We start from the raw sequence: 16,583 nt of genomic DNA, 5'->3' as shown, positions 1-16,583 counted from the left end.
TTCCGGTCCGGGGAGCGACGGTGGGTGCGGCCACAGTGCCGCGTCCGATTTCCGCTAGTTTTGTGCCTTTCCCGGTGTGAGACTTGCGGCATGGACTTCGACGAGCGCTACCGGGCGGTCACCTCCCGTGACCGCAGGTTCGACGGGCAGTTCGTCATGGCCGTCCGCACGACCGGCATCTACTGTCGTCCCAGCTGCCCCGCGCGGACGCCGAAGCCCACCAACGTCGAGTTCTTCCCGACGAGCGCGGCCGCCCATCTCGCGGGGTACCGGGCGTGCCGGAGATGCCTGCCCGAGGCGATGCCGGGCAGTCCCGCGTGGAACCTGCGCGAGGATGTCGCTGCGCGAGCCATGCGGCTGATCGCCGACGGCGTCGTCGAGCGGGAGGGCGTCAGTGGACTGGCCCGGCGTCTGGGCTACTCGGAGCGCCAGCTGGGACGCGTCCTGGTTGCTGAGCTCGGCGCCGGGCCGCTCGCGCTGGCGCGGGCTCACCGCGCGCACACGGCGCGGCAGTTGATCGTCTCGACGACGATGCGGATGAGCGATCTCGCGTTCGCCGCTGGGTTCGCCAGCATCCGGCAGTTCAACGAGACTGTCGCCGAGGTCTTCGGGATGTCCCCGACCCAGCTCCGCGAGCGGTCGCGAGCGGGGGGACGGGCCGGGCACGGCGAAGGGCTCGGCGGCGATGTGCGCGTCGTCCTGCCGTATCGGGAGCCGATCGACGTGAGGGGCCTGTTCGGATGGTTCGGGACGCGCGCAGTGGACGGCCTCGAGTCGGTGACCGGGAACTCCTATCGGCGGAGCCTGCGCATCGGCCGGCGGGCCGCCGTCGTCGAGATCGTCGACACCGGGACGCGGTTGGAGGCGTCGATGCGCGTCGAGGATCTGGCCGACCTCCCGGTGGTCGTCAGCAGGGTACGCAGATTGCTGGATCTCGACGCCGACCCGGCAGGGGCGGACGCCGCCCTTGCCGCCGACCCGCGGCTGGCGCCGATGGTCGCCGCCGCGCCCGGGATACGGATTCCGGGGGCGGCCGGGCCGGAGGAGGCCATCGTCCGGGCGCTGATCGGTCAGCAGATCTCGGTCGCCGCCGCACGCACCCATCTGCAGCGCCTCGTCGACGGCCTCGGCGAGCCCCTGCCGTCCCGCATCGCCCGAACCGGCGGCGACGGCCGACCCGAGGTCACCCGCCTGTTCCCGGCCCCCTCGGCGATCGCGGAAGACGGCGCGGACTTCCTGTCCGGCCCGCGGGCGCGTATCGACACGGTCGTCCGGGTGTGCGAGGCGATGGCCGCCGGAGACCTGGAACTCGGCGTCGACGACACCCGCGAGAGCCTCGCCGAGACCCTGCGCCCCGTCAAGGGAGTCGGCCCATGGACCGTGGACTACCTCGCGATGCGGCTCCTCGGGCATCCCGACGTCCTGCTGACCAGCGACGCCGCGATGCGGGCCGGGGCCCGGCGCACCGGACTCGGTGACAGCGAACTCGCGATCGCCCGGCAGGTGGCACCCGTCGCCCCGTGGCGCAGCTACCTCACGATGCACCTGTGGCGTGCCTCGACACAGAAGGGACAACACCCATGACAACAGTGCGGATCCAGACCGTCGACACCCCCGACGGGCCGTTCACGGTGATCGAGGACGCCCAGGGCTCGGTGCTCGCATCGGGCTGGGACGACGACGCGGCGGCACTCGCCCGGCGCGCGCATCTGGACGACCTTGTCGATCCTGATGCTTCCCACGGCGCATCCGACACCGATGCGACGCGAGCGGCCGCGGCGGTGCGTGCCTACTACGGCGGTGATCTGGCGACGGCGGCGTCCGTGCCCGTCGTCCTGCGCGGGACGCCCCTCCAGATCCAGGTCTGGGAGCGCCTGCGCGACATCGCGCCGGGAACCGTCGTCGGCTACGGCGAGCTGGCCGCGGCGCTGGGAAGGCCGAACGGTGCGCGTGCCGTCGCCGGGGCGTGCGCCCGGAATCCCTGCGGGCTCTTCGTCCCCTGCCATCGGGTGGTCGCCGCGAACGGGGGGCTGGCGGGCTTCGCGTGGGGAGTGTCCGTCAAGCGGAGCCTGCTACGACGCGAGCGAGCCATCCAACCGGAGGCATGACCGCATTCGTCTCGGCCCGCAGCTTTCTCCCTGGGTGAGATCGGCGGCAGGCTCTGTGATCCGGCTGTGGCAGACTCCTCCCATGGGGGGGAAACAGGTTGTCAAGGCTGTGTTCGATGCACTTGCGTGGGGGTTTCAGGCGGCCTGGTGGGGTGCGCTGCCTGTCCTCGGGGGATGGCTGGGTGTCTACATCCTCATCCTGGACACGCCGGGCCAGTTCTGGTTCGGCTATCTGCGCGTGATGGTCGTGATCGTGGCCGCTGCGGTGGTGATCGGCCTCATCGCGGAACTGAGCGGGGCCAACAAGACGAATCGGGCTGCTCGGGCGGCCGCCGCCCTACAGGAGGCGGAGGCGGAGCGGGTCCGGCTCAATGAGATGGCTGTCGAGAAGGCCCGCGCGGAGCGCGTCTCGGCCGAGGCGGTCGAGGCGTTCGGCAACCTGCCCGGTTGGCTGGCACAGGCGCGTCAGGGCGGGGTCGATGCACAACAGCACTACCGCAACGGTGCCTATTCGCCGTTCTGGGCGAGCATCGAGGGCGCCTACGCGGCGCTGGGCGAGTACAACCGCACCCTGTCCAGGCTGGGTGTCCTATCCGGGGACTACGTCCACGCGATCGGTCGGTACCGTTCGTTCGGCGGGACGGAGGCGCTGGCGCCCTTCCCGGTGGAGATCGACACGAGCGAGGCGGCGCGGGCGGCCACATCGCAGATCCGGCGTCTCGCACCGGTCGTCTATGACGCGCAATGCCACCCCGTGTTCGCCCAGATCTGGGAACAGCGGCGCACGACCGCAGCCGTCATCGAGGGGTTCGCCAACCTTGAACAAGCGGTCAGCCGGATGGGCGGCGCGATCTCCGCCTCGGTGGGCGCGCTGGCCTCGTCGCTCAAACAGGCGGAGCGGGGGATCACTGCTGCCGTCGCAGGCGTGGACGCGAGCACTCGTGCGGTGAACGCGAGCGTCGTGGCATCGTCCGAGCAGGACAAGCGCCTTCAACGCGAACTCCGGTTGAAGATCGGCGACATCGAACGACAGCTCGCGGCATACTGACCGGCTGCGGGTCGAGTCGAGTGTCCGTGGGTGGGATGGTCGGAGAATTTTAGTTGTGCACAATTGAATTGCGTGCAATCATTGTCACATGACCCAGTCGCCCGCCGCAGCAGCCATCGACCCGATGCTGTGCTTCGCCGTCTACTCGGCCGACCGGCGGATCGGGCAGGTCTACCGGGAACTCCTCGCCCCGTGGTCGCTCAGTTACACCCAGTACCTCGTGCTCGTCGCCCTGTGGAGCGAGGACGATCTGACGGTGGGGCGGCTGGGCTCCCTGCTCGGGCTCGACTCGGGCACGCTCTCGCCGCTGCTCAAGCGGCTGGAGACCCGAGGGCTGATCACCCGGGCGCGCAGCGCGGACGACGAGCGCGTCGTCGCGATCGGGCTCACGGACGCGGGCGCGGCGCTGCGCGACGAACTGGCCGATGTGCCGAGATGCCTCGGCGAACGGCTGTCGATCACGCGGGAGCAGGCCGACGACCTGATCCGGCGGCTGCGCGTCCTCGTCAGGCCCTGACCCGCACCACGAGATCCACACTCACCACAACCCGCACCACACAGTTCGATCCGGAAGGGACGAAACAATGGAGACCATTCTCTACACCGCCGAAGCACTGTCGACCGGCGAGGGCCGCAACGGCCACGTTCGCACGACCGACGGCCGCGTCGACCTCGACCTGGCGATCCCGCAGTCGATGGGCGGCTCCGGCCAGGGCGCCAACCCCGAAGAGCTGTTCGCGGCCGGCTACGCCGCCTGCTTCCACTCCGCGCTGCAGGCGGTCGCGCGCTCGCAGAAGGTCAAGGTCACCGACTCGAGCGTCGGGGGACGCGTCCACATCGGCCCCAACGGCCAGGGCGGGTTCCAGCTGGCCGTCGAACTCGAGGTGACCATCCCCGACCTGCCGCACGACCAGGCCCAGGCGCTGGCCGACGCGGCTCACCAGGTGTGCCCGTACTCGAACGCGACCCGCGGCAACATCGACGTCACGATCTCGGTCGTCGAGGACTGACGACTCGCATGCGGCCGGCCGCCTGTCGGTGACCGCGACGCGCTGGGGCCGGACCACCCGGCCCCAGCGCTGTGCCCTCGTGAGGGCTCGCCGCCTCAGCCCTCGATCAGGTCCATGACGTCGCGCCGCATGCTCACCGGCACGTTCTCGGTGGGCTGCCCCACGCGGAACACCATCTGCACCGTGCCCCCGTCGGGTGCATACAGCGCCTGGAACTCGTCGTGGGGCACACGCATCTCGGGATACTCCTCCAGCACCTGGCTGAGGGGCTGCATCGCCAGGCCGAGGGTGTGCCCGGTGAGGACGAGCCGGCTGTAGAGCATGCCGCTCTCCACCTGCGCGCGCCGGCTGTTGTCGTCGGTCACGATCATCGCGTAGGCGGGGGTGGCGTCCACGGAGGTCTGTGTGCTCCGGATGAAGTTCTCGGACGCCGCCGGGCCGGTGTTGAGCGACGGACGCAGGGTGAGCAACCCCTGCAGGATGTGCTTCATCAGCCCGGTCGTGCCCTGTCCCTCGACGGAATAGCCGTAGCGGTAGAGGTTCTTCTGACGTTCGTTGGCCCTGAAGATGGCGTTGCCCTCGTCCATCACCCGGGCCACGCCCGCCTCGATCGTGGCGGCGCGCATCGCGTACTGGCCGATCGTCCGCACATCGGTGTCGTCCTGGAGGACGGACACCGTCCCCTCGTCGTCCTGTTCCGGAAGTGCTTCGAGGGTGGCGACCTGCTCCGGGGACAGCGCCTGGGGCTCGTAGGCCGCCCGGTTGGTGTCCGGCAGGAAGGTGGCGTCGAACAGGGGGGCGTCATGTGCCTCCGCCGCCGACAGCGTGACCCTGGCGACCGGCGTCTCGTTCATGCTCTCGGCAAGGTGGTCCTCGTCGTACTGGCCGTCGGGGAAGAGGTCGATCCGCACGTCCCAGCCCTCGTGCTCGCCCGCCACGGCGACGTACTCCAGGAAGGTTCCCTGCGAGATCATCAGCTGACGTGCCTCCGGATCGACCTGCGGGGTCATCCGGGAGCTGTCGGCGTACAGGAGGAACGACGACGCGTCGTCCTCGTCGAGCCTGATCAGCCAGGGCTGCATGTTGTGATTGCTCGCCGCCAGCAGGCCCGTGGCGACCAGGCGCACCCGGGGATCGGCGTGCGAGGACGCGTAGTCCCTGCCCCAGGGTTCCAGGTACGTCCGCCTCGTCCAGGCTCCGCTGATCGCCATGAGCGCGCTCACCGCGAGCAGACAGATGCCGACGAGGATCGCCACCACGATCAGCGCCACTTTGATCACCTTGCGGTTCATGCCGGATCGCCGCCGGTGCTGATCAGGCGCGTGATCATGTCGAACGAACTGGCGACGAACTCGTCCGGGTCGACGTGGTGGTAGCCCTCGAGGTAGGAGGCCTTCTTGAGTGCGGTGTTGAGCACCCCGATCGCGCATGCCCACAGGGTCAACGCGGCCGATCCGCAATCGGCCACATCGCTGAACGTTCCCTCGGCACGGCCGCGGGCCAGCGCGTGGGCGAGGTGGCCGAACAACTGCTCGCCCAGCCGATAGCACTCGTCCCGGGATTCGTCCGGGACACCCGGCCTGTTGTCCGAACCCTTCGTCTCGTAGTCCATGATCGCCCGGAAGTGGTCGGGATGATCCTGGCCGAAGCTGAACAACGTGAGGAAGATGCAGCGCAGTTCCTGAAGCGCGTCGGCAGGGTTCGTCTCCCGCAGATCGCGTTCGAGCCTGTCGAGGAGCAACCGGTAGCCCCGGATCATGATCTCGAAGTAGATCTGCTCCTTGCTGGTGAAATACGTGTAGACGGTGCGCTTGCTGAACTCCGCATCCTTGGCCACCTCGTTCATCGAGGAGCTCTGGTAGCCCTTCGAGAAGAAGACCCTCTCGGCGGCGTCCACGATGTCACGCTTCTTGAGTTCCATGCTCTGCTGACGGCGTTCTTCCTGTCCCATGACCCACCTGGCTGCACTCGTATGACGTGAAGTAAACTCGCGGTTTCCAACCGTAGGAGTGTTCATACGGTTCGCCAACTGCTCGCCGGCGAGAGCGTGGGCAGGCCGGGGGCAACCCCTGTCCGTCCCCGGCGGCCGCGCGCTTGCTGCCACCGGGGACGGGGTCGGTCAGTGGTAGGGGCTGTGGTAGCGGGCGTCCCCGCCGTACCAGTCCCTTCGCAGGGGAATGACGCTGTCGTGGAGGGCCGGATCGGCGTCCCGGAGCACCTCGGGCGGTAACTGCGTCAATGGGACGGGTCGTGGGTGGCGGAGCCACCGGACGAATGCGCGGAACGGCCCGCGTGCGGAGCCGGTCCGTCGTGGCGTGGACTGCGGGTCGGGGACGGTCGTCCGCGGCAGGACGAGCGGAATCCCGACGGCGGCGGTAAAGAGGATTCTCTCGGTCATGCCGACACCGTAGAGTCGGTTCCGGACAGTCCACTTCCGGATTGTGCCGGCCCATTCGACGAGTTTTCGGGAGTCCTCGTGCCCACGGAGTCCAGCCCGACCGCCCGAGCGCTGCTCGCCCTGGAGGTCATCCAGACGAACCCGGGTGTGAGTGCCGAGCGGCTGGCCGCCGCCCTGGGCGTGACCGAGCGGGCGGCGCGCCGATACGTCGGCATCCTGCGTGAGGCCGAGATACCGATCCTCTCGCGTCGCGGACCCTACGGCGGCTACACCGTGGGCAGGGGCGTGCGGCTGCCCCCGCTGGTCTTCAGCGCGATCGAGGCGCTCGGGCTCGTGATGGTCGCCCTCGACGCCGGCAGGGACGCCACCGACACCGCCGATCCCGTGGGGAGCGCGCTGGCCAAGATCCTGCGCGCGCTGCCCGAGGCGGTCGCGGCACAGGCCTACTCCGTCCGCCGGACGGCGCGCGCCGTCCCCGATCGGCATGCGGTGCGCCCGGATGCGGCCACCACCGCCGCGCTGGTCGAGGCATGCTCGGCGCGTCGTGTCGTACGGCTCGGATACCGCTCGGAGGCGGGCGTCGAGCGGGTGAGGCTGATCGAACCGTGGGGCGTGGTCGCCCGCCAGCGGCGCTGGTATCTGGTGTGCGTGCGGGTCGAGACCAGAGCCGTGCGAACCTACCGGCTCGACCGGGTGCGAAGCGTCGAGGTCACCGACACGGGGTTCGACCTCCCGGCGGACCTGGATCCCGTCGAGGTCCTGGAGGAGAGCCTGGCGGCCGGATGGGAGTATCCGACCCGGGTGCTGATCGAGGCCCCGGTTGACGAGGTGAGCTGGTTGCCGCGCTCGATCGGCCACCTTGAACCGGTGGACGAGCACCGGTGTCGGCTGGTCGGGTCGACCAGCGACCCCGCCTGGTACGCCGAACTGCTCGCCGAGCTTCCGGTGGCCTTCCGTGTGGAGCAGGGAACCGAGTTGAGGACGGCTGTCCGCGTCCTCGGGCAGCGGTTGCTGGACGCGGGCTCGTGAGTCTGAGCGCGACGGGAGACATAGCCTTCGGCCCTGTCGGGGTAGCCGGATTGCTCCGCGATCCAGAGGTAGAGGTCGGTGAGCTGCTGCCGTGCGCGGGGTGAGTAGACGAGCCTCCGGATCACGAGTCGTGTTCCCGGAGAGTCGCCGCGTGCAACTCGGCGAGATGACCTCGGTGCGCAGCCAGGTCTCGACGGTTTGCTCGCGGGCGAACAGAGCGCGCAGACCGTCGCGGACGACCTCGCTTCCGAGCAGGTCTCAGTCCTACTCCGTCTCCCCTGTCGACCCCGGGAGGCGTCGCCATTGTTCTGTCTCTATGAGCTTCGAGAAGGGTGCGCATCCGAGCCGCCCGGCAGGGCCAGGGTGAAGGTGGAGCCGTGGCCCGGCCCGGGGCTCGACGCGCCCAATCGTCCCCCGTGCGCGTCGGCGATCGCCCTGGCGATCGTGAGCCCGATGCCCGAGCCGCCCTCGTCGTGAGCGCGTGCGGAGTCTCCCCGGTAGAAGCGCTCGAAGATGTGGGCCAGTTGCTCACCGGTCATACCCTCGCCGTCGTCGGCGACGGTGATGACGACGGCGCCGCCGTGCCCGCGGTGGGCCGACACCGCGACCCGGCCACCGCTCGGTGTGTGCCGCAGGGCGTTGGCGAGCAGGTTGTCCAGTACCTGGGCGATCCGCTGTGGATCGACTCGTACCTCCGAGTCGTCCGCATCCCCCACCAGGAGCACGGATTTGGCGGCATACCTGTCGCGCATCTGGTCGACGGCACGCTCTACCAGGGACGCCGACGACTGGACGCTCACGTCGAGCGCGATGCGTCCTTCCTCGGCTCGCGAGACGTCGTCGAGATCGCGGGCCAGCCGTGCGAGGCGCTCGGCCTGGTTCTGCAGCACCGCCAGGGTGGAGTCGTCCCACGCGACGACCCCGTCTCCCAGGCCCTCGAGATGCGCGCTGAGGGTGGCGATGGGGGTCCGCAACTCGTGCGCCAGGTCGGACAGGAGCCTTCGGCGGGTGTCCTCCACGCTCCCGAACCGCTCGGCCATCTGGTTGAAGGAGTCGGCGAGGGTTGCCAGCTCCGGGCCCGCGCCCGCGATCTGCACCCGTGCGGAGTAGTCCCCGGCGCTGATCCGGTGGGCGGCATCGGCGAGCGTGGCGATCGGACGCCGGATGCGGCGGGTGAGATACCACGTCACGATGAGGGCGAACGCGAGCGCGACCAGCAGGCCGCCACCCAGCGAGACCACGCTGGTGCTGGTGAACGCCTGCTCGATGTGGGCCATCTCGGGCGAGCCCGCCTCCTGCCCGGACTCGAGCAGGTGTGTGTGGAACAGCGACGGGCCGATGAGCGCGGCGACCAGGCCTGCCGTCGCGACACTCGCCACGAGGACGACGGCCTGCGAGACGAACAGCCGCGTCCCCAGCGACCACCCGTCGACGGCGGTTCGGCCGCGCGACCCGGTCGTCCCCCGCAGGCTCATCCTCTGCCCATCCGGTAGCCGATGCCGCGCACGGTGAGAATGTAGCGAGGGTCGCTCGGGTCGTCCCCGAGTTTGTGCCGCAGATTCGCCACATGGACGTCGACCACGTGATCGTCCCCGACCCAGGCGGCGTCCCACACCCGGTCGATGATCTGGCGGCGGCTGAGCGCGACCTTCGGCGAGCCGGAGACCGCGTCGAGGATGTCGAACTCGGTTCGCGTCAGTGCCACCGGCTCCTCGCCGATCCAGACGTCACGCGCCCCCGCGTCGATCCGCAGTTCCCCGAAGACCCGTGGGGCCTCCGCTGCCGTGGCGGCCGACCGCCGGGGCCTGCGCAGCACGGTCTGGACGCGGGCCACCAGCTCGCGATTGCTGAACGGCTTGGTGATGTAGTCGTCGGCTCCCACCGACAGGCCGATGAGCCTGTCGACCTCGTCGCCCCGTGCGGTCAGCATGAGGATGTAGCAGTCGGAGAAGGTCCGGACCTGCCTGCAGACCTCGATGCCGTCGAGACCGGGCAGGCCGAGGTCGAGGACGACCACGTCGGGGTCCAGCGCGCGGGCGGTGGACACCGCGCGCAGGCCGTCGTGCTCCAGCGAGACCTCGTAGCCGGCTCGCGCCAGGTAGGACGCGACCACCCCCGCGAGCGCCTTCTCGTCGTCCACCACGAGGACGCGCGGATTCGTCGAAACCTGTTCGGCCATGCCTGCCAGTATCCCCTCGGGCCATCACCCCGCCGATGCCTGCGAGGGGGCGCCCACGGGATCTTGGCCGAATCTTGACCCGATGCGGAGCGGTCCTTCGTCCGTGCCTCGGAGTCTGGTGGAAACCGCAGCCGTGAGGAGTGAAGCCGATGTGGATGGATCTCGGCCCGCCGCCCGGCCCCTGGACGTGGGGCTGTGCCGTGGTCGCCGCGATCTGGATGGCGGTCGTCCTCGTCGTACGGATGCTGACCCCGAAGTGAGAGGAAGCCATGACGAGCACACCGTCCCCCACCCGGCCCGGAGAATCCGTCGGGCATTCCCGAGGTGCGCCCGGGCGCAGTCCGCACAAGTGGATGATGCTGCTGATGTGCGTGCCACTGGTGCTGATCGGGATCTGGCAGTTCGCCACCGGTGGCGGTGCCGCAGGCCTGTTCGGCGGGCTGGCGTGCATGGGGATGATGCTCGCCATGCACGCCGTCATGGGCGGGGCCGGTCATCAGCACTGACCTGTCCGGTGGCAGACGCGTCGGCCTTGACCGAATCTTGATCCGGCCTGAACCATCGGCGGATCTCGGGTGGGCAGGGTTGCCGTTGTGACGCAACCCCATGACAACGGCATACGCGCCGTTCCCAGACTCACGCTGGTCACCTCGCCCGGCTGCCACTTCTGCCAGGACGCGCACAGCGTGCTGGCAGAGTTCGCCGGGCGAGGCCTGGTGGAACTCGGCACGGTGGACGCCGAGTCGAGCGAAGGGCTCGCCCTGGTCGAGACCCATCGTCCGGCGATGTTCCCCCTCGTGCTGCTCGACGGGCGCTTCTTCAGCAACGGCCGCTTGCCGCGGCGCAAGCTCGCCCACGTGCTGGGCGTCGACCGCGCGGGGCACTGATGGGCACCGAACTGCTGTCGGCCGGTGGCGTGCTGGCCGCGTTCCTCGCGGGCGGGGTGGCGTTGTTCGCCCCCTGCTGCATCGTCTTCCTGGCACCCAGCTACCTCGCCGCGGCGGTGAAGAACCGGCGTTGGCGCCTGCTTCCCCTCACCTTCGTGTTCGCCACGGGGCTGTCCCTGGTCCTCGTCCCGATCACGCTGGGCGTGAGCCTGATCGCGGGCGCGATAGCGAAGTACCACGCCGTCCTCTACTGGGCCGGGGGCCTGCTCATGATCGGCCTCGGCGTGCTCGCGCTGTCGGGACGGATGTGGTCGCTCCCGTCGATGATGCGGGCACCCGACACCGGCCGCGCCGACACCGCGACCTTCTTCAGCCTCGGGGTGTTCTCGGGCGTCGCCTCCAGCTGCTGTGCCCCGGTGCTCGCCGGGGTCATGACGCTGTCGGCGATGTCCGGTTCGGGCCTCGGCGGGCTCGTGCTCGGCCTGGCGTACGTGTTCGGCATGGTGCTGCCGTTGTTCGTCATGGCGCTGTTGTGGGACGTGCTTCCCAGGGGTGGGCAGCCGCGGCTGCGGGCGCGGCCGGTGCGCCTCGCCGTCGCCGGGCGCGTGGTGGCCACCAACACCGTCAATCTCGCCGTGGCCGTCGGCTTCACGGTCATGGGCATCGCCGTCATCACCCAGGCCGGAGCTGCGGACATGACCGGGGGAAACAGTCCTCTGGTGCCGGTGGGCGGCTGGCTGAGCCGGGTCTTCGCGCGCCTGCTCGCCTGGAGCGCACCGATTCCCGAGCCCGTTGTCGGGCTCGTCCTGCTGATGCTGGCCGCCCTGTTCGTGGTGGTCACCCTCCGCGAAAGGGCAGGAGACCACGCGGAGGCCGCGGAGCCCGGAACCACAGCGGAGCCCGTGGATACCGAGCCCGATCACACCCTGAGGACCGACCGATGAGCCAGAAGACAGCGACCCCGAAGACCACTCGACGCGCGGCGGCGAACACCGGCGGCACGAGCCGGGCCGGCGGCGTGCCGTACCGGACCCGGCGCGACCGGCTTCGCGAGACGAGGGCCAGGGAGGAACGGGCTCGCAGACGCCGCCGTCGGCTGGGGGCGGTCGGCGCGCTGCTGATACTGGCCGTCATCGGCTTCGGGTTGTGGTCCGCGGTGCCGAAGTCCGGTGAGACCGCCACCATGGCGCCCGACTTCACGTTGCCCACGACGGCAGGCGGCACCGTGACGTTGAGCGATCTGCGTGGCGGACCCGTCGTCCTCTACTTCAACGAGGGTGCGGGCTGCGGCTCGTGCACCGCCCAGATGGCCGCGATCGAGGACGATCCCGGCTTCGCCGACGCCGGCATCACCGTGCTGCCGATCGTCATGAACACCGCCGAGCAGATCGGGCCCGACCTCGATCAGTACGGGGTCACCACGCCCTACCTGCTGGACGACGGCACTGTGTCGGCCGCCTATGACGTCCTCGGCAAGGGGATGCACGAGGGGCTGCCGGGGCACGGGTTCGTCCTCGTCGACGCCGGTGGCGTCCAGCGCTGGTACGGCAACTACCCGTCGATGTGGCTCGCCCCCGACGACCTCCTCGAGGAAGCGACCTCGCACCTGTAGGCGGAAAACTCGGTCGACGGCTTTGTGGGGTTCGAGTTCCCGCCGGAGTTGGATCCCGTCGAGGTCTTGGAGGAGAACCTGGCGGCCGGATGGGAGTACCCGACACGAGTGCTGATCCAGGCCCCGATGGGCGAGGTGAGTTGGCTGCCGCGCTCGATCGGTCGGCTCGAACCGGTGGACGAGTACCGGTGCCGGCTTGTCGGGTCGACCAGCGACCCTGGCTGGTACGCGGAACTGCTCGCCGAGCTTCCGGTGACATTCCGCGTGGAGGATGTGCCCGAGCTGACGCGGCACCCGGCTGCCACCCGACTGGGACGCCGCCTGGCGCAACTGGCTCCGCAAAGCCGCCGAACACGCCCCCACCACCCGCTACTGCACAGGCGGACTCACCGATGACCAATGGGCCCGAGCCGAAGCACGCGACCGCACCGAAGGGAACCTCCGATGAACGCCCGAGAAGCAGGCATGCTCTGCCGCTACGTCGCCGCGCTCTGCCCCCAGCAGCGCTTCGACGAGTACTCCGCCGACGCCTGGCTGGACCTCCTCGGAGACCTGGCCAAGCGTGCGGGACCATCCTCGAGGCCCCCGGACTCACTCGCTACGGCCGGGAACGAGGCCTACGATGCATGCCGATCGAGGTACTCCCGCAGCGCATCACGCGCCACATCAGACGTCCGCCGGCCCTGCTTCGCAGCCACCGCGTCCAGCCGATCACGATCAGCCTGCGACACCCGAAGATTCAGCGCGGGCGAATGCCGCCGGCCACCGGACAGTGACGGCCGCCCGCCACGACGCTCCGCCTGGACGGCCAGCTCGGCCGCACGTGCCTCGGTCAGCCGGTGCCCGCCAACCCGGAACTCCTCGCTGTCCAAATCGATATCGGCCACTGTCACGTCTGGCCCGAACCGCACCGGGAACCCCTCGGGGGGCTGCTTATTGCTCATAGTCTCCTCCATTCCAGCGGCATCGCATGAACCACTGCGTATCCCTCACCATGGTCGTCGCGGACGAGGCCCAGCTCGATCTCCAGGCCAGTCGCGTCAGTACCCTCGTAGATCGCCATGTCGCCGTCCGCGCCATCCATCCGGACGAACAGGGCGGTCGCGAGAGCCTCCCGGATACGGCGGTTTGACAGTTTGTGCTTCCGGGCGCTGCGCGTGATCCGGATCGGCCTCATGCATCTATTGTGTCACACACAACGCGCGGTATGTACTACACAACTGGGAGGAACAATGGTCAAACCCGTCCTCGTCGACGCTGGTGGCGTCAAGCGCTGGTACGGCAACTACCCGTCGATGTGGCTCGCCCCCGACGACCTCCTCGAGGAAGCGACCTCGCACCTGTAGGGCGGAATTCCCAGTCGATAGCTTTCGCTCTTGCGTCGCGCGACTATGAGGCTAATATACCCCCAGGGGGTATCTTGAGATCCCGGAATCGAGACGAATGATGATCGATGTACTTGTCCTCGCACTGGCGGCGGCTCTCACCGTGGGCTTGGGGCTGTTCTTCTTCGGCCCGCGACGAGCCGGACGGGCGGAGGTCGACGACGGCGTCCAGATCGCGCACGTGACGGTGAAGGGTGGCTACAGCCCCCAGGTACTGGAGGTGACGCGAGGCATGCCGGTGCGGCTGCTGTTCGATCGCCAGGAGTCGGGGGAGTGCTCGTCGCATGTGGTGTTCCCGGACTTCCGGATCGATCGCGTCCTGCCGGCGTACGAGACGACGTCTGTGGAGTTCACCCCGGACCAGGCCGGCGAGTTCGGCTTCGCCTGTGGCATGAACATGCTCCACGGCACGTTGCGGGTCACCGAGGCGGGCTCCACGTCCTCGCTCCCAGAAGGCGGATCGGTCGCGGTGATCGAGCGCCCCGGCAACGGGACGCCAGGGCAGCCCCCGGTCGCGGGCGCCGGGAACAGCGGCGCCGCAGGCGGGCAGCCGCGGTCGGCGGGAGACGAGCAGGCCGCGGAGGACGCCGCTCGGGCCGGGGAGATCACCGAGTTGCGGCGGAGGGTGAGCGTCGGCGCGGTGCTCAGCGCCCCCGTCCTGATCGCCGTGATGGCGCACATGTTCGGTGCCACCTGGGTGCCCGGTTTCCTGCTCAACCCGTGGGTGCAGTTCGCCTTGATCGCCCCGGTCATGGTCTACACGGGCTGGCCGGTGCATCGCACCGGTTGGCTGGCGCTGGCGCATCGTGCTCCCGAGATGAACTCGCTGGTCACGCTCGGCACCGTCGCGGCGTTCGGATACAGCCTGGTCGTCACCATCGCGCCGGGTGTGCTCCCGGCGGGCTCGCGCGAGCCGTACTACGAGGCCGTGGGCACGATCCTCACTCTGATGCTGCTCGGGCAGCTCCTGGAGGCGAGGGCTCGTGCCGGCACCGGGGAGGCGATCCGGGCCCTGATAGGGCTGCAACCCAGGACGGCGCGCGTGCTGCGTGAAGGCGCGGAGACCGACCTCCCGGTGGAGCAGGTGGTCGTCGGCGACCTGGTGGTCATCCGGCCTGGCGAGAAGATCCCGGTCGACGGCGACGTCGTCTCGGGTTCGTCCCCGGTGGACGAGTCCATGGTCACCGGTGAGTCGCTGCCCGTCGTCAAGCAGGCGGGCGACACGGTCGTCGGTGGGACGGTGAACGGCACGGGTTCGTTCCGTTACCGGGCCGCGAGGGTCGGGCAGGACACGATGCTCGCCCAGATCATCCAGCTCGTGCGCAACGCCCAGAGCTCGAAGGCACCCATCCAGCGCCTCGCGGACAGGGTCTCCGGCTATTTCGTGCCCGGGGTGATCGGCGTGGCGATCTGGACCTTCGTCGCCTGGTGGATGGTCGGCCCCGCCCCTGCGGGCGTGTACGGCCTGGTCGCGGCGGTATCCGTGCTCGTCATAGCCTGCCCGTGCGCGCTCGGGATCGCCACGCCGCTGTCGATCACGATCGCGACCGGCAAGGGCGCGCGTTCCGGAATCCTGGTACGCGACGCGACCGCGCTGGAGACCGCGCATCGGCTCGACACGATCGTGGTGGACAAGACGGGAACGGTCACCAACGGCCGTCCAGTGCTGACCGACATCGCTCCGGTTTCGGGGTTCGATGCGAATCAGCTGCTCGCCCTCGTGGCTTCGGCCGAGCGGGACTCCGAGCATCCGCTGGCCCAGGCGATCGTGGACGCCGCCGCTGAACGCGGCCTCCACGTCGCCGATGCCACGAGCTTCGACTCCGTCACGGGGCAGGGGGTGGTGGCCCAGGTCGGCGGCTCGAACGTGCTCGTCGGCAACCGCCGTCTCCTCGCCTCGGCGGGTATACCGGTTGAGGTCCTGGCTGACGACCTGGAGCGCTTCGCCGCGGACGGCAAGACACCGATGCTCGTCGCGGTCGATCGGGTGCCCGCCGGCGTGGTCGCGGTCGCCGACACCGTCAAGCCCGGTTCGGCTGCCGCCATCGCCGATCTGACCGCCCGTGGCATCGACGTGGTCATGATGACCGGCGACAACCGCACCACCGCGGCCGCGGTCGCGCGAGAGGTCGGCGTCCGCCGGGTGGTGGCAGAGGTCAGGCCGCAGCACAAGGCGCGCGAGATAGAACGGCTCCAGTCGGAGGGCCGGGTGGTCGGCATGGTCGGCGACGGCATCAACGACGCCCCCGCGCTCGCGCAGGCCGACGTCGGGCTCGCGATCGGCACCGGAACCGACATCGCGATCGAGTCGTCCGACGTCACCCTGATCTCGGGGGAGTTGTCGGGGGTGGTCACCGCCATCGACCTGTCGAGGGCTGCGATGCGGAACATCCACCAGAACCTCGGGTTCGCGTTCGGCTACAACCTGCTCGGCATCCCTCTGGCCGCGGGCGCGCTGTATCCGTCCACCGGATTGCTGCTCAGCCCGATCATCGCCGGGCTGGCCATGGCGTTCTCGTCGCTGTCGGTGGTGCTCAACGCCAACCGACTGCGCGGATTCGCCCCGGCGGTCACGCGGGACGCCCAGGCCTCCGCCGCCCCGGTACCGCCGGACGCGCTCCGGGTGGAGGTCGGGGGAGCCGAGGACGTCTGGACGGAACCGCCCGTATCAGGGCCTGTTGCCGAACACACGAAAGGAACCCACACCATGAATCTCTTCAGCCATCACCACGGCGACGCCCACGCGGCACACGCTCACGACGAGGGCGCCACGCGCGTCGTCGACCCGGTGTGCGGCATGTCGATCGACCCCGCCAAGGCAGCGGCGGCGCGCGAGTACGACGGGAACACCGTGTACTTCTGCTCGCAGGGTTGCGCCAAGGCCTTCGACGAGGACCCCGCGAAGTACCTCGCCTGACCCGCGAGGT

The 16,583-nt window shown here is 69.6% G+C and carries 19 protein-coding genes; 12 read left to right on the top strand and 7 right to left on the bottom strand.

What is annotated here, in order from left to right:
* Positions 1–90: 90 nt before the first annotated feature.
* From FB473_RS12915 to FB473_RS12895, 5 genes are all read left to right on the top strand, one after another.
* Positions 91–1,584, top strand: coding sequence for an AlkA N-terminal domain-containing protein (locus FB473_RS12915; RefSeq protein WP_167168456.1), 1,494 nt, complete (start codon positions 91–93; stop codon positions 1,582–1,584).
* Positions 1,581–2,108, top strand: coding sequence for a methylated-DNA--[protein]-cysteine S-methyltransferase (locus FB473_RS12910; RefSeq protein ID WP_167168453.1), 528 nt, complete (start codon positions 1,581–1,583; stop codon positions 2,106–2,108). The genes FB473_RS12915 and FB473_RS12910 overlap by 4 nt, the downstream gene beginning before the upstream one ends.
* A gap of 82 nt (positions 2,109–2,190) precedes the next feature.
* Positions 2,191–3,156 (top strand): hypothetical protein, encoded by a 966-nt coding sequence (locus FB473_RS12905; RefSeq protein WP_167168450.1) that lies wholly within the window; start codon positions 2,191–2,193, stop codon positions 3,154–3,156.
* A gap of 88 nt (positions 3,157–3,244) precedes the next feature.
* Entirely contained in the window at positions 3,245–3,673 is a 429-nt protein-coding gene (locus FB473_RS12900) for a MarR family winged helix-turn-helix transcriptional regulator (RefSeq protein ID WP_167168447.1), read from the top strand.
* Between the two features lie 67 nt (positions 3,674–3,740).
* Positions 3,741–4,166: an organic hydroperoxide resistance protein gene (locus FB473_RS12895; protein ID WP_167168444.1), complete on the top strand. Its 426-nt coding sequence runs from the start codon at positions 3,741–3,743 to the stop codon at positions 4,164–4,166.
* Between the two features lie 95 nt (positions 4,167–4,261).
* Here FB473_RS12895 and FB473_RS12890 read toward each other — a convergent pair whose 3' ends face one another.
* The 3 genes from FB473_RS12890 to FB473_RS12880 all read right to left on the bottom strand — a co-directional run bounded on the left by FB473_RS12890 (position 4,262) and on the right by FB473_RS12880 (position 6,564).
* Positions 4,262–5,458, bottom strand: a complete 1,197-nt coding sequence (locus FB473_RS12890) for an Acg family FMN-binding oxidoreductase (protein ID WP_167168440.1) — start codon at positions 5,456–5,458, stop codon at positions 4,262–4,264.
* Positions 5,455–6,117: a TetR/AcrR family transcriptional regulator gene (locus tag FB473_RS12885; protein ID WP_167168436.1), complete on the bottom strand. Its 663-nt coding sequence runs from the start codon at positions 6,115–6,117 to the stop codon at positions 5,455–5,457. Before FB473_RS12885 ends, FB473_RS12890 begins: the two co-directional genes overlap by 4 nt.
* Before the next feature lie 168 nt (positions 6,118–6,285).
* The gene (locus tag FB473_RS12880; protein WP_167168433.1) at positions 6,286–6,564 is read right to left on the bottom strand and encodes a hypothetical protein; all 279 of its coding nucleotides are present in this window, start codon (positions 6,562–6,564) and stop codon (positions 6,286–6,288) included.
* Between the two features lie 78 nt (positions 6,565–6,642).
* Between FB473_RS12880 and FB473_RS12875 the strand changes: the two genes are divergently transcribed.
* Positions 6,643–7,593 carry a WYL domain-containing protein gene (locus tag FB473_RS12875; protein ID WP_167168430.1) on the top strand — a complete coding sequence of 317 codons (951 nt, stop codon included), beginning with the start codon at positions 6,643–6,645 and terminating at the stop codon, positions 7,591–7,593.
* Between the two features lie 314 nt (positions 7,594–7,907).
* On the opposite strand, the gene FB473_RS12870 is transcribed toward FB473_RS12875, so the two are convergent.
* Together FB473_RS12870 and FB473_RS12865 are read right to left on the bottom strand one after the other, a co-directional pair.
* The gene (locus FB473_RS12870) at positions 7,908–9,068 is read right to left on the bottom strand and encodes a sensor histidine kinase (protein ID WP_167168427.1); all 1,161 of its coding nucleotides are present in this window, start codon (positions 9,066–9,068) and stop codon (positions 7,908–7,910) included.
* Entirely contained in the window at positions 9,065–9,772 is a 708-nt protein-coding gene (locus FB473_RS12865; RefSeq protein ID WP_167168424.1) for a response regulator transcription factor, read from the bottom strand. Before FB473_RS12865 ends, FB473_RS12870 begins: the two co-directional genes overlap by 4 nt.
* A gap of 269 nt (positions 9,773–10,041) precedes the next feature.
* Between FB473_RS12865 and FB473_RS12860 the strand changes: the two genes are divergently transcribed.
* From FB473_RS12860 to FB473_RS12840, 5 genes are all read left to right on the top strand, one after another.
* On the top strand, positions 10,042–10,278 hold the full coding sequence (locus FB473_RS12860; RefSeq protein WP_167168421.1) for a hypothetical protein: 237 nt from the start codon (positions 10,042–10,044) through the stop codon (positions 10,276–10,278).
* 87 nt (positions 10,279–10,365) lie between these two features.
* Positions 10,366–10,659 carry a thioredoxin domain-containing protein gene (locus tag FB473_RS12855; RefSeq protein WP_208390561.1) on the top strand — a complete coding sequence of 98 codons (294 nt, stop codon included), beginning with the start codon at positions 10,366–10,368 and terminating at the stop codon, positions 10,657–10,659.
* The gene (locus tag FB473_RS12850; RefSeq protein WP_167168418.1) at positions 10,659–11,603 is read left to right on the top strand and encodes a cytochrome c biogenesis CcdA family protein; all 945 of its coding nucleotides are present in this window, start codon (positions 10,659–10,661) and stop codon (positions 11,601–11,603) included. Before FB473_RS12855 ends, FB473_RS12850 begins: the two co-directional genes overlap by 1 nt.
* Complete coding sequence (locus tag FB473_RS12845; RefSeq protein ID WP_167168415.1) at positions 11,600–12,271, top strand: peroxiredoxin family protein; 672 nt, start codon at positions 11,600–11,602, stop codon at positions 12,269–12,271. Before FB473_RS12850 ends, FB473_RS12845 begins: the two co-directional genes overlap by 4 nt.
* 24 nt (positions 12,272–12,295) lie before the next feature.
* The gene (locus FB473_RS12840) at positions 12,296–12,667 is read left to right on the top strand and encodes a hypothetical protein (protein ID WP_167168413.1); all 372 of its coding nucleotides are present in this window, start codon (positions 12,296–12,298) and stop codon (positions 12,665–12,667) included.
* Between the two features lie 221 nt (positions 12,668–12,888).
* On the opposite strand, the gene FB473_RS12835 is transcribed toward FB473_RS12840, so the two are convergent.
* Both FB473_RS12835 and FB473_RS12830 read right to left on the bottom strand, forming a co-directional pair.
* The gene (locus FB473_RS12835) at positions 12,889–13,215 is read right to left on the bottom strand and encodes a ribbon-helix-helix domain-containing protein (protein ID WP_167168410.1); all 327 of its coding nucleotides are present in this window, start codon (positions 13,213–13,215) and stop codon (positions 12,889–12,891) included.
* Positions 13,212–13,448 (bottom strand): hypothetical protein, encoded by a 237-nt coding sequence (locus tag FB473_RS12830; RefSeq protein ID WP_167168407.1) that lies wholly within the window; start codon positions 13,446–13,448, stop codon positions 13,212–13,214. The genes FB473_RS12835 and FB473_RS12830 overlap by 4 nt, the downstream gene beginning before the upstream one ends.
* Positions 13,449–13,717: 269 nt before the next feature.
* On the opposite strand from FB473_RS12830, the gene FB473_RS12820 reads away from it, so the two are divergent.
* Entirely contained in the window at positions 13,718–16,573 is a 2,856-nt protein-coding gene (locus FB473_RS12820) for a heavy metal translocating P-type ATPase (protein ID WP_167168405.1), read from the top strand.
* The last annotated feature ends 10 nt before the right edge of the window (positions 16,574–16,583 follow it).

The organism is Brooklawnia cerclae, from assembly GCF_011758645.1.
GTDB lineage: Bacteria > Actinomycetota > Actinomycetes > Propionibacteriales > Propionibacteriaceae > Brooklawnia > Brooklawnia cerclae.
This window is presented reverse-complemented; position numbering and strand designations above follow the sequence as displayed.

Excerpts from the sequence above, each read along its gene's own strand:
- FB473_RS12915 (WP_167168456.1), top strand. The coding sequence starts at position 91 with ATGGACTTCGACGAGCGCTACCGGGCGGTCACCTCCCGTGACCGCAGG.
- FB473_RS12910 (WP_167168453.1), top strand. The coding sequence starts at position 1,581 with ATGACAACAGTGCGGATCCAGACCGTCGACACCCCCGACGGGCCGTTC.
- FB473_RS12905 (WP_167168450.1), top strand. The coding sequence starts at position 2,191 with ATGGGGGGGAAACAGGTTGTCAAGGCTGTGTTCGATGCACTTGCGTGG.
- FB473_RS12900 (WP_167168447.1), top strand. The coding sequence starts at position 3,245 with ATGACCCAGTCGCCCGCCGCAGCAGCCATCGACCCGATGCTGTGCTTC.
- FB473_RS12895 (WP_167168444.1), top strand. The coding sequence starts at position 3,741 with ATGGAGACCATTCTCTACACCGCCGAAGCACTGTCGACCGGCGAGGGC.
- FB473_RS12890 (WP_167168440.1), bottom strand. The coding sequence starts at position 5,458 with ATGAACCGCAAGGTGATCAAAGTGGCGCTGATCGTGGTGGCGATCCTC.
- FB473_RS12885 (WP_167168436.1), bottom strand. The coding sequence starts at position 6,117 with ATGGGACAGGAAGAACGCCGTCAGCAGAGCATGGAACTCAAGAAGCGT.
- FB473_RS12880 (WP_167168433.1), bottom strand. The coding sequence starts at position 6,564 with ATGACCGAGAGAATCCTCTTTACCGCCGCCGTCGGGATTCCGCTCGTC.
- FB473_RS12870 (WP_167168427.1), bottom strand. The coding sequence starts at position 9,068 with ATGAGCCTGCGGGGGACGACCGGGTCGCGCGGCCGAACCGCCGTCGAC.
- FB473_RS12865 (WP_167168424.1), bottom strand. The coding sequence starts at position 9,772 with ATGGCCGAACAGGTTTCGACGAATCCGCGCGTCCTCGTGGTGGACGAC.
- FB473_RS12860 (WP_167168421.1), top strand. The coding sequence starts at position 10,042 with ATGACGAGCACACCGTCCCCCACCCGGCCCGGAGAATCCGTCGGGCAT.
- FB473_RS12850 (WP_167168418.1), top strand. The coding sequence starts at position 10,659 with ATGGGCACCGAACTGCTGTCGGCCGGTGGCGTGCTGGCCGCGTTCCTC.
- FB473_RS12845 (WP_167168415.1), top strand. The coding sequence starts at position 11,600 with ATGAGCCAGAAGACAGCGACCCCGAAGACCACTCGACGCGCGGCGGCG.
- FB473_RS12835 (WP_167168410.1), bottom strand. The coding sequence starts at position 13,215 with ATGAGCAATAAGCAGCCCCCCGAGGGGTTCCCGGTGCGGTTCGGGCCA.
- FB473_RS12830 (WP_167168407.1), bottom strand. The coding sequence starts at position 13,448 with ATGAGGCCGATCCGGATCACGCGCAGCGCCCGGAAGCACAAACTGTCA.
- FB473_RS12820 (WP_167168405.1), top strand. The coding sequence starts at position 13,718 with ATGATCGATGTACTTGTCCTCGCACTGGCGGCGGCTCTCACCGTGGGC.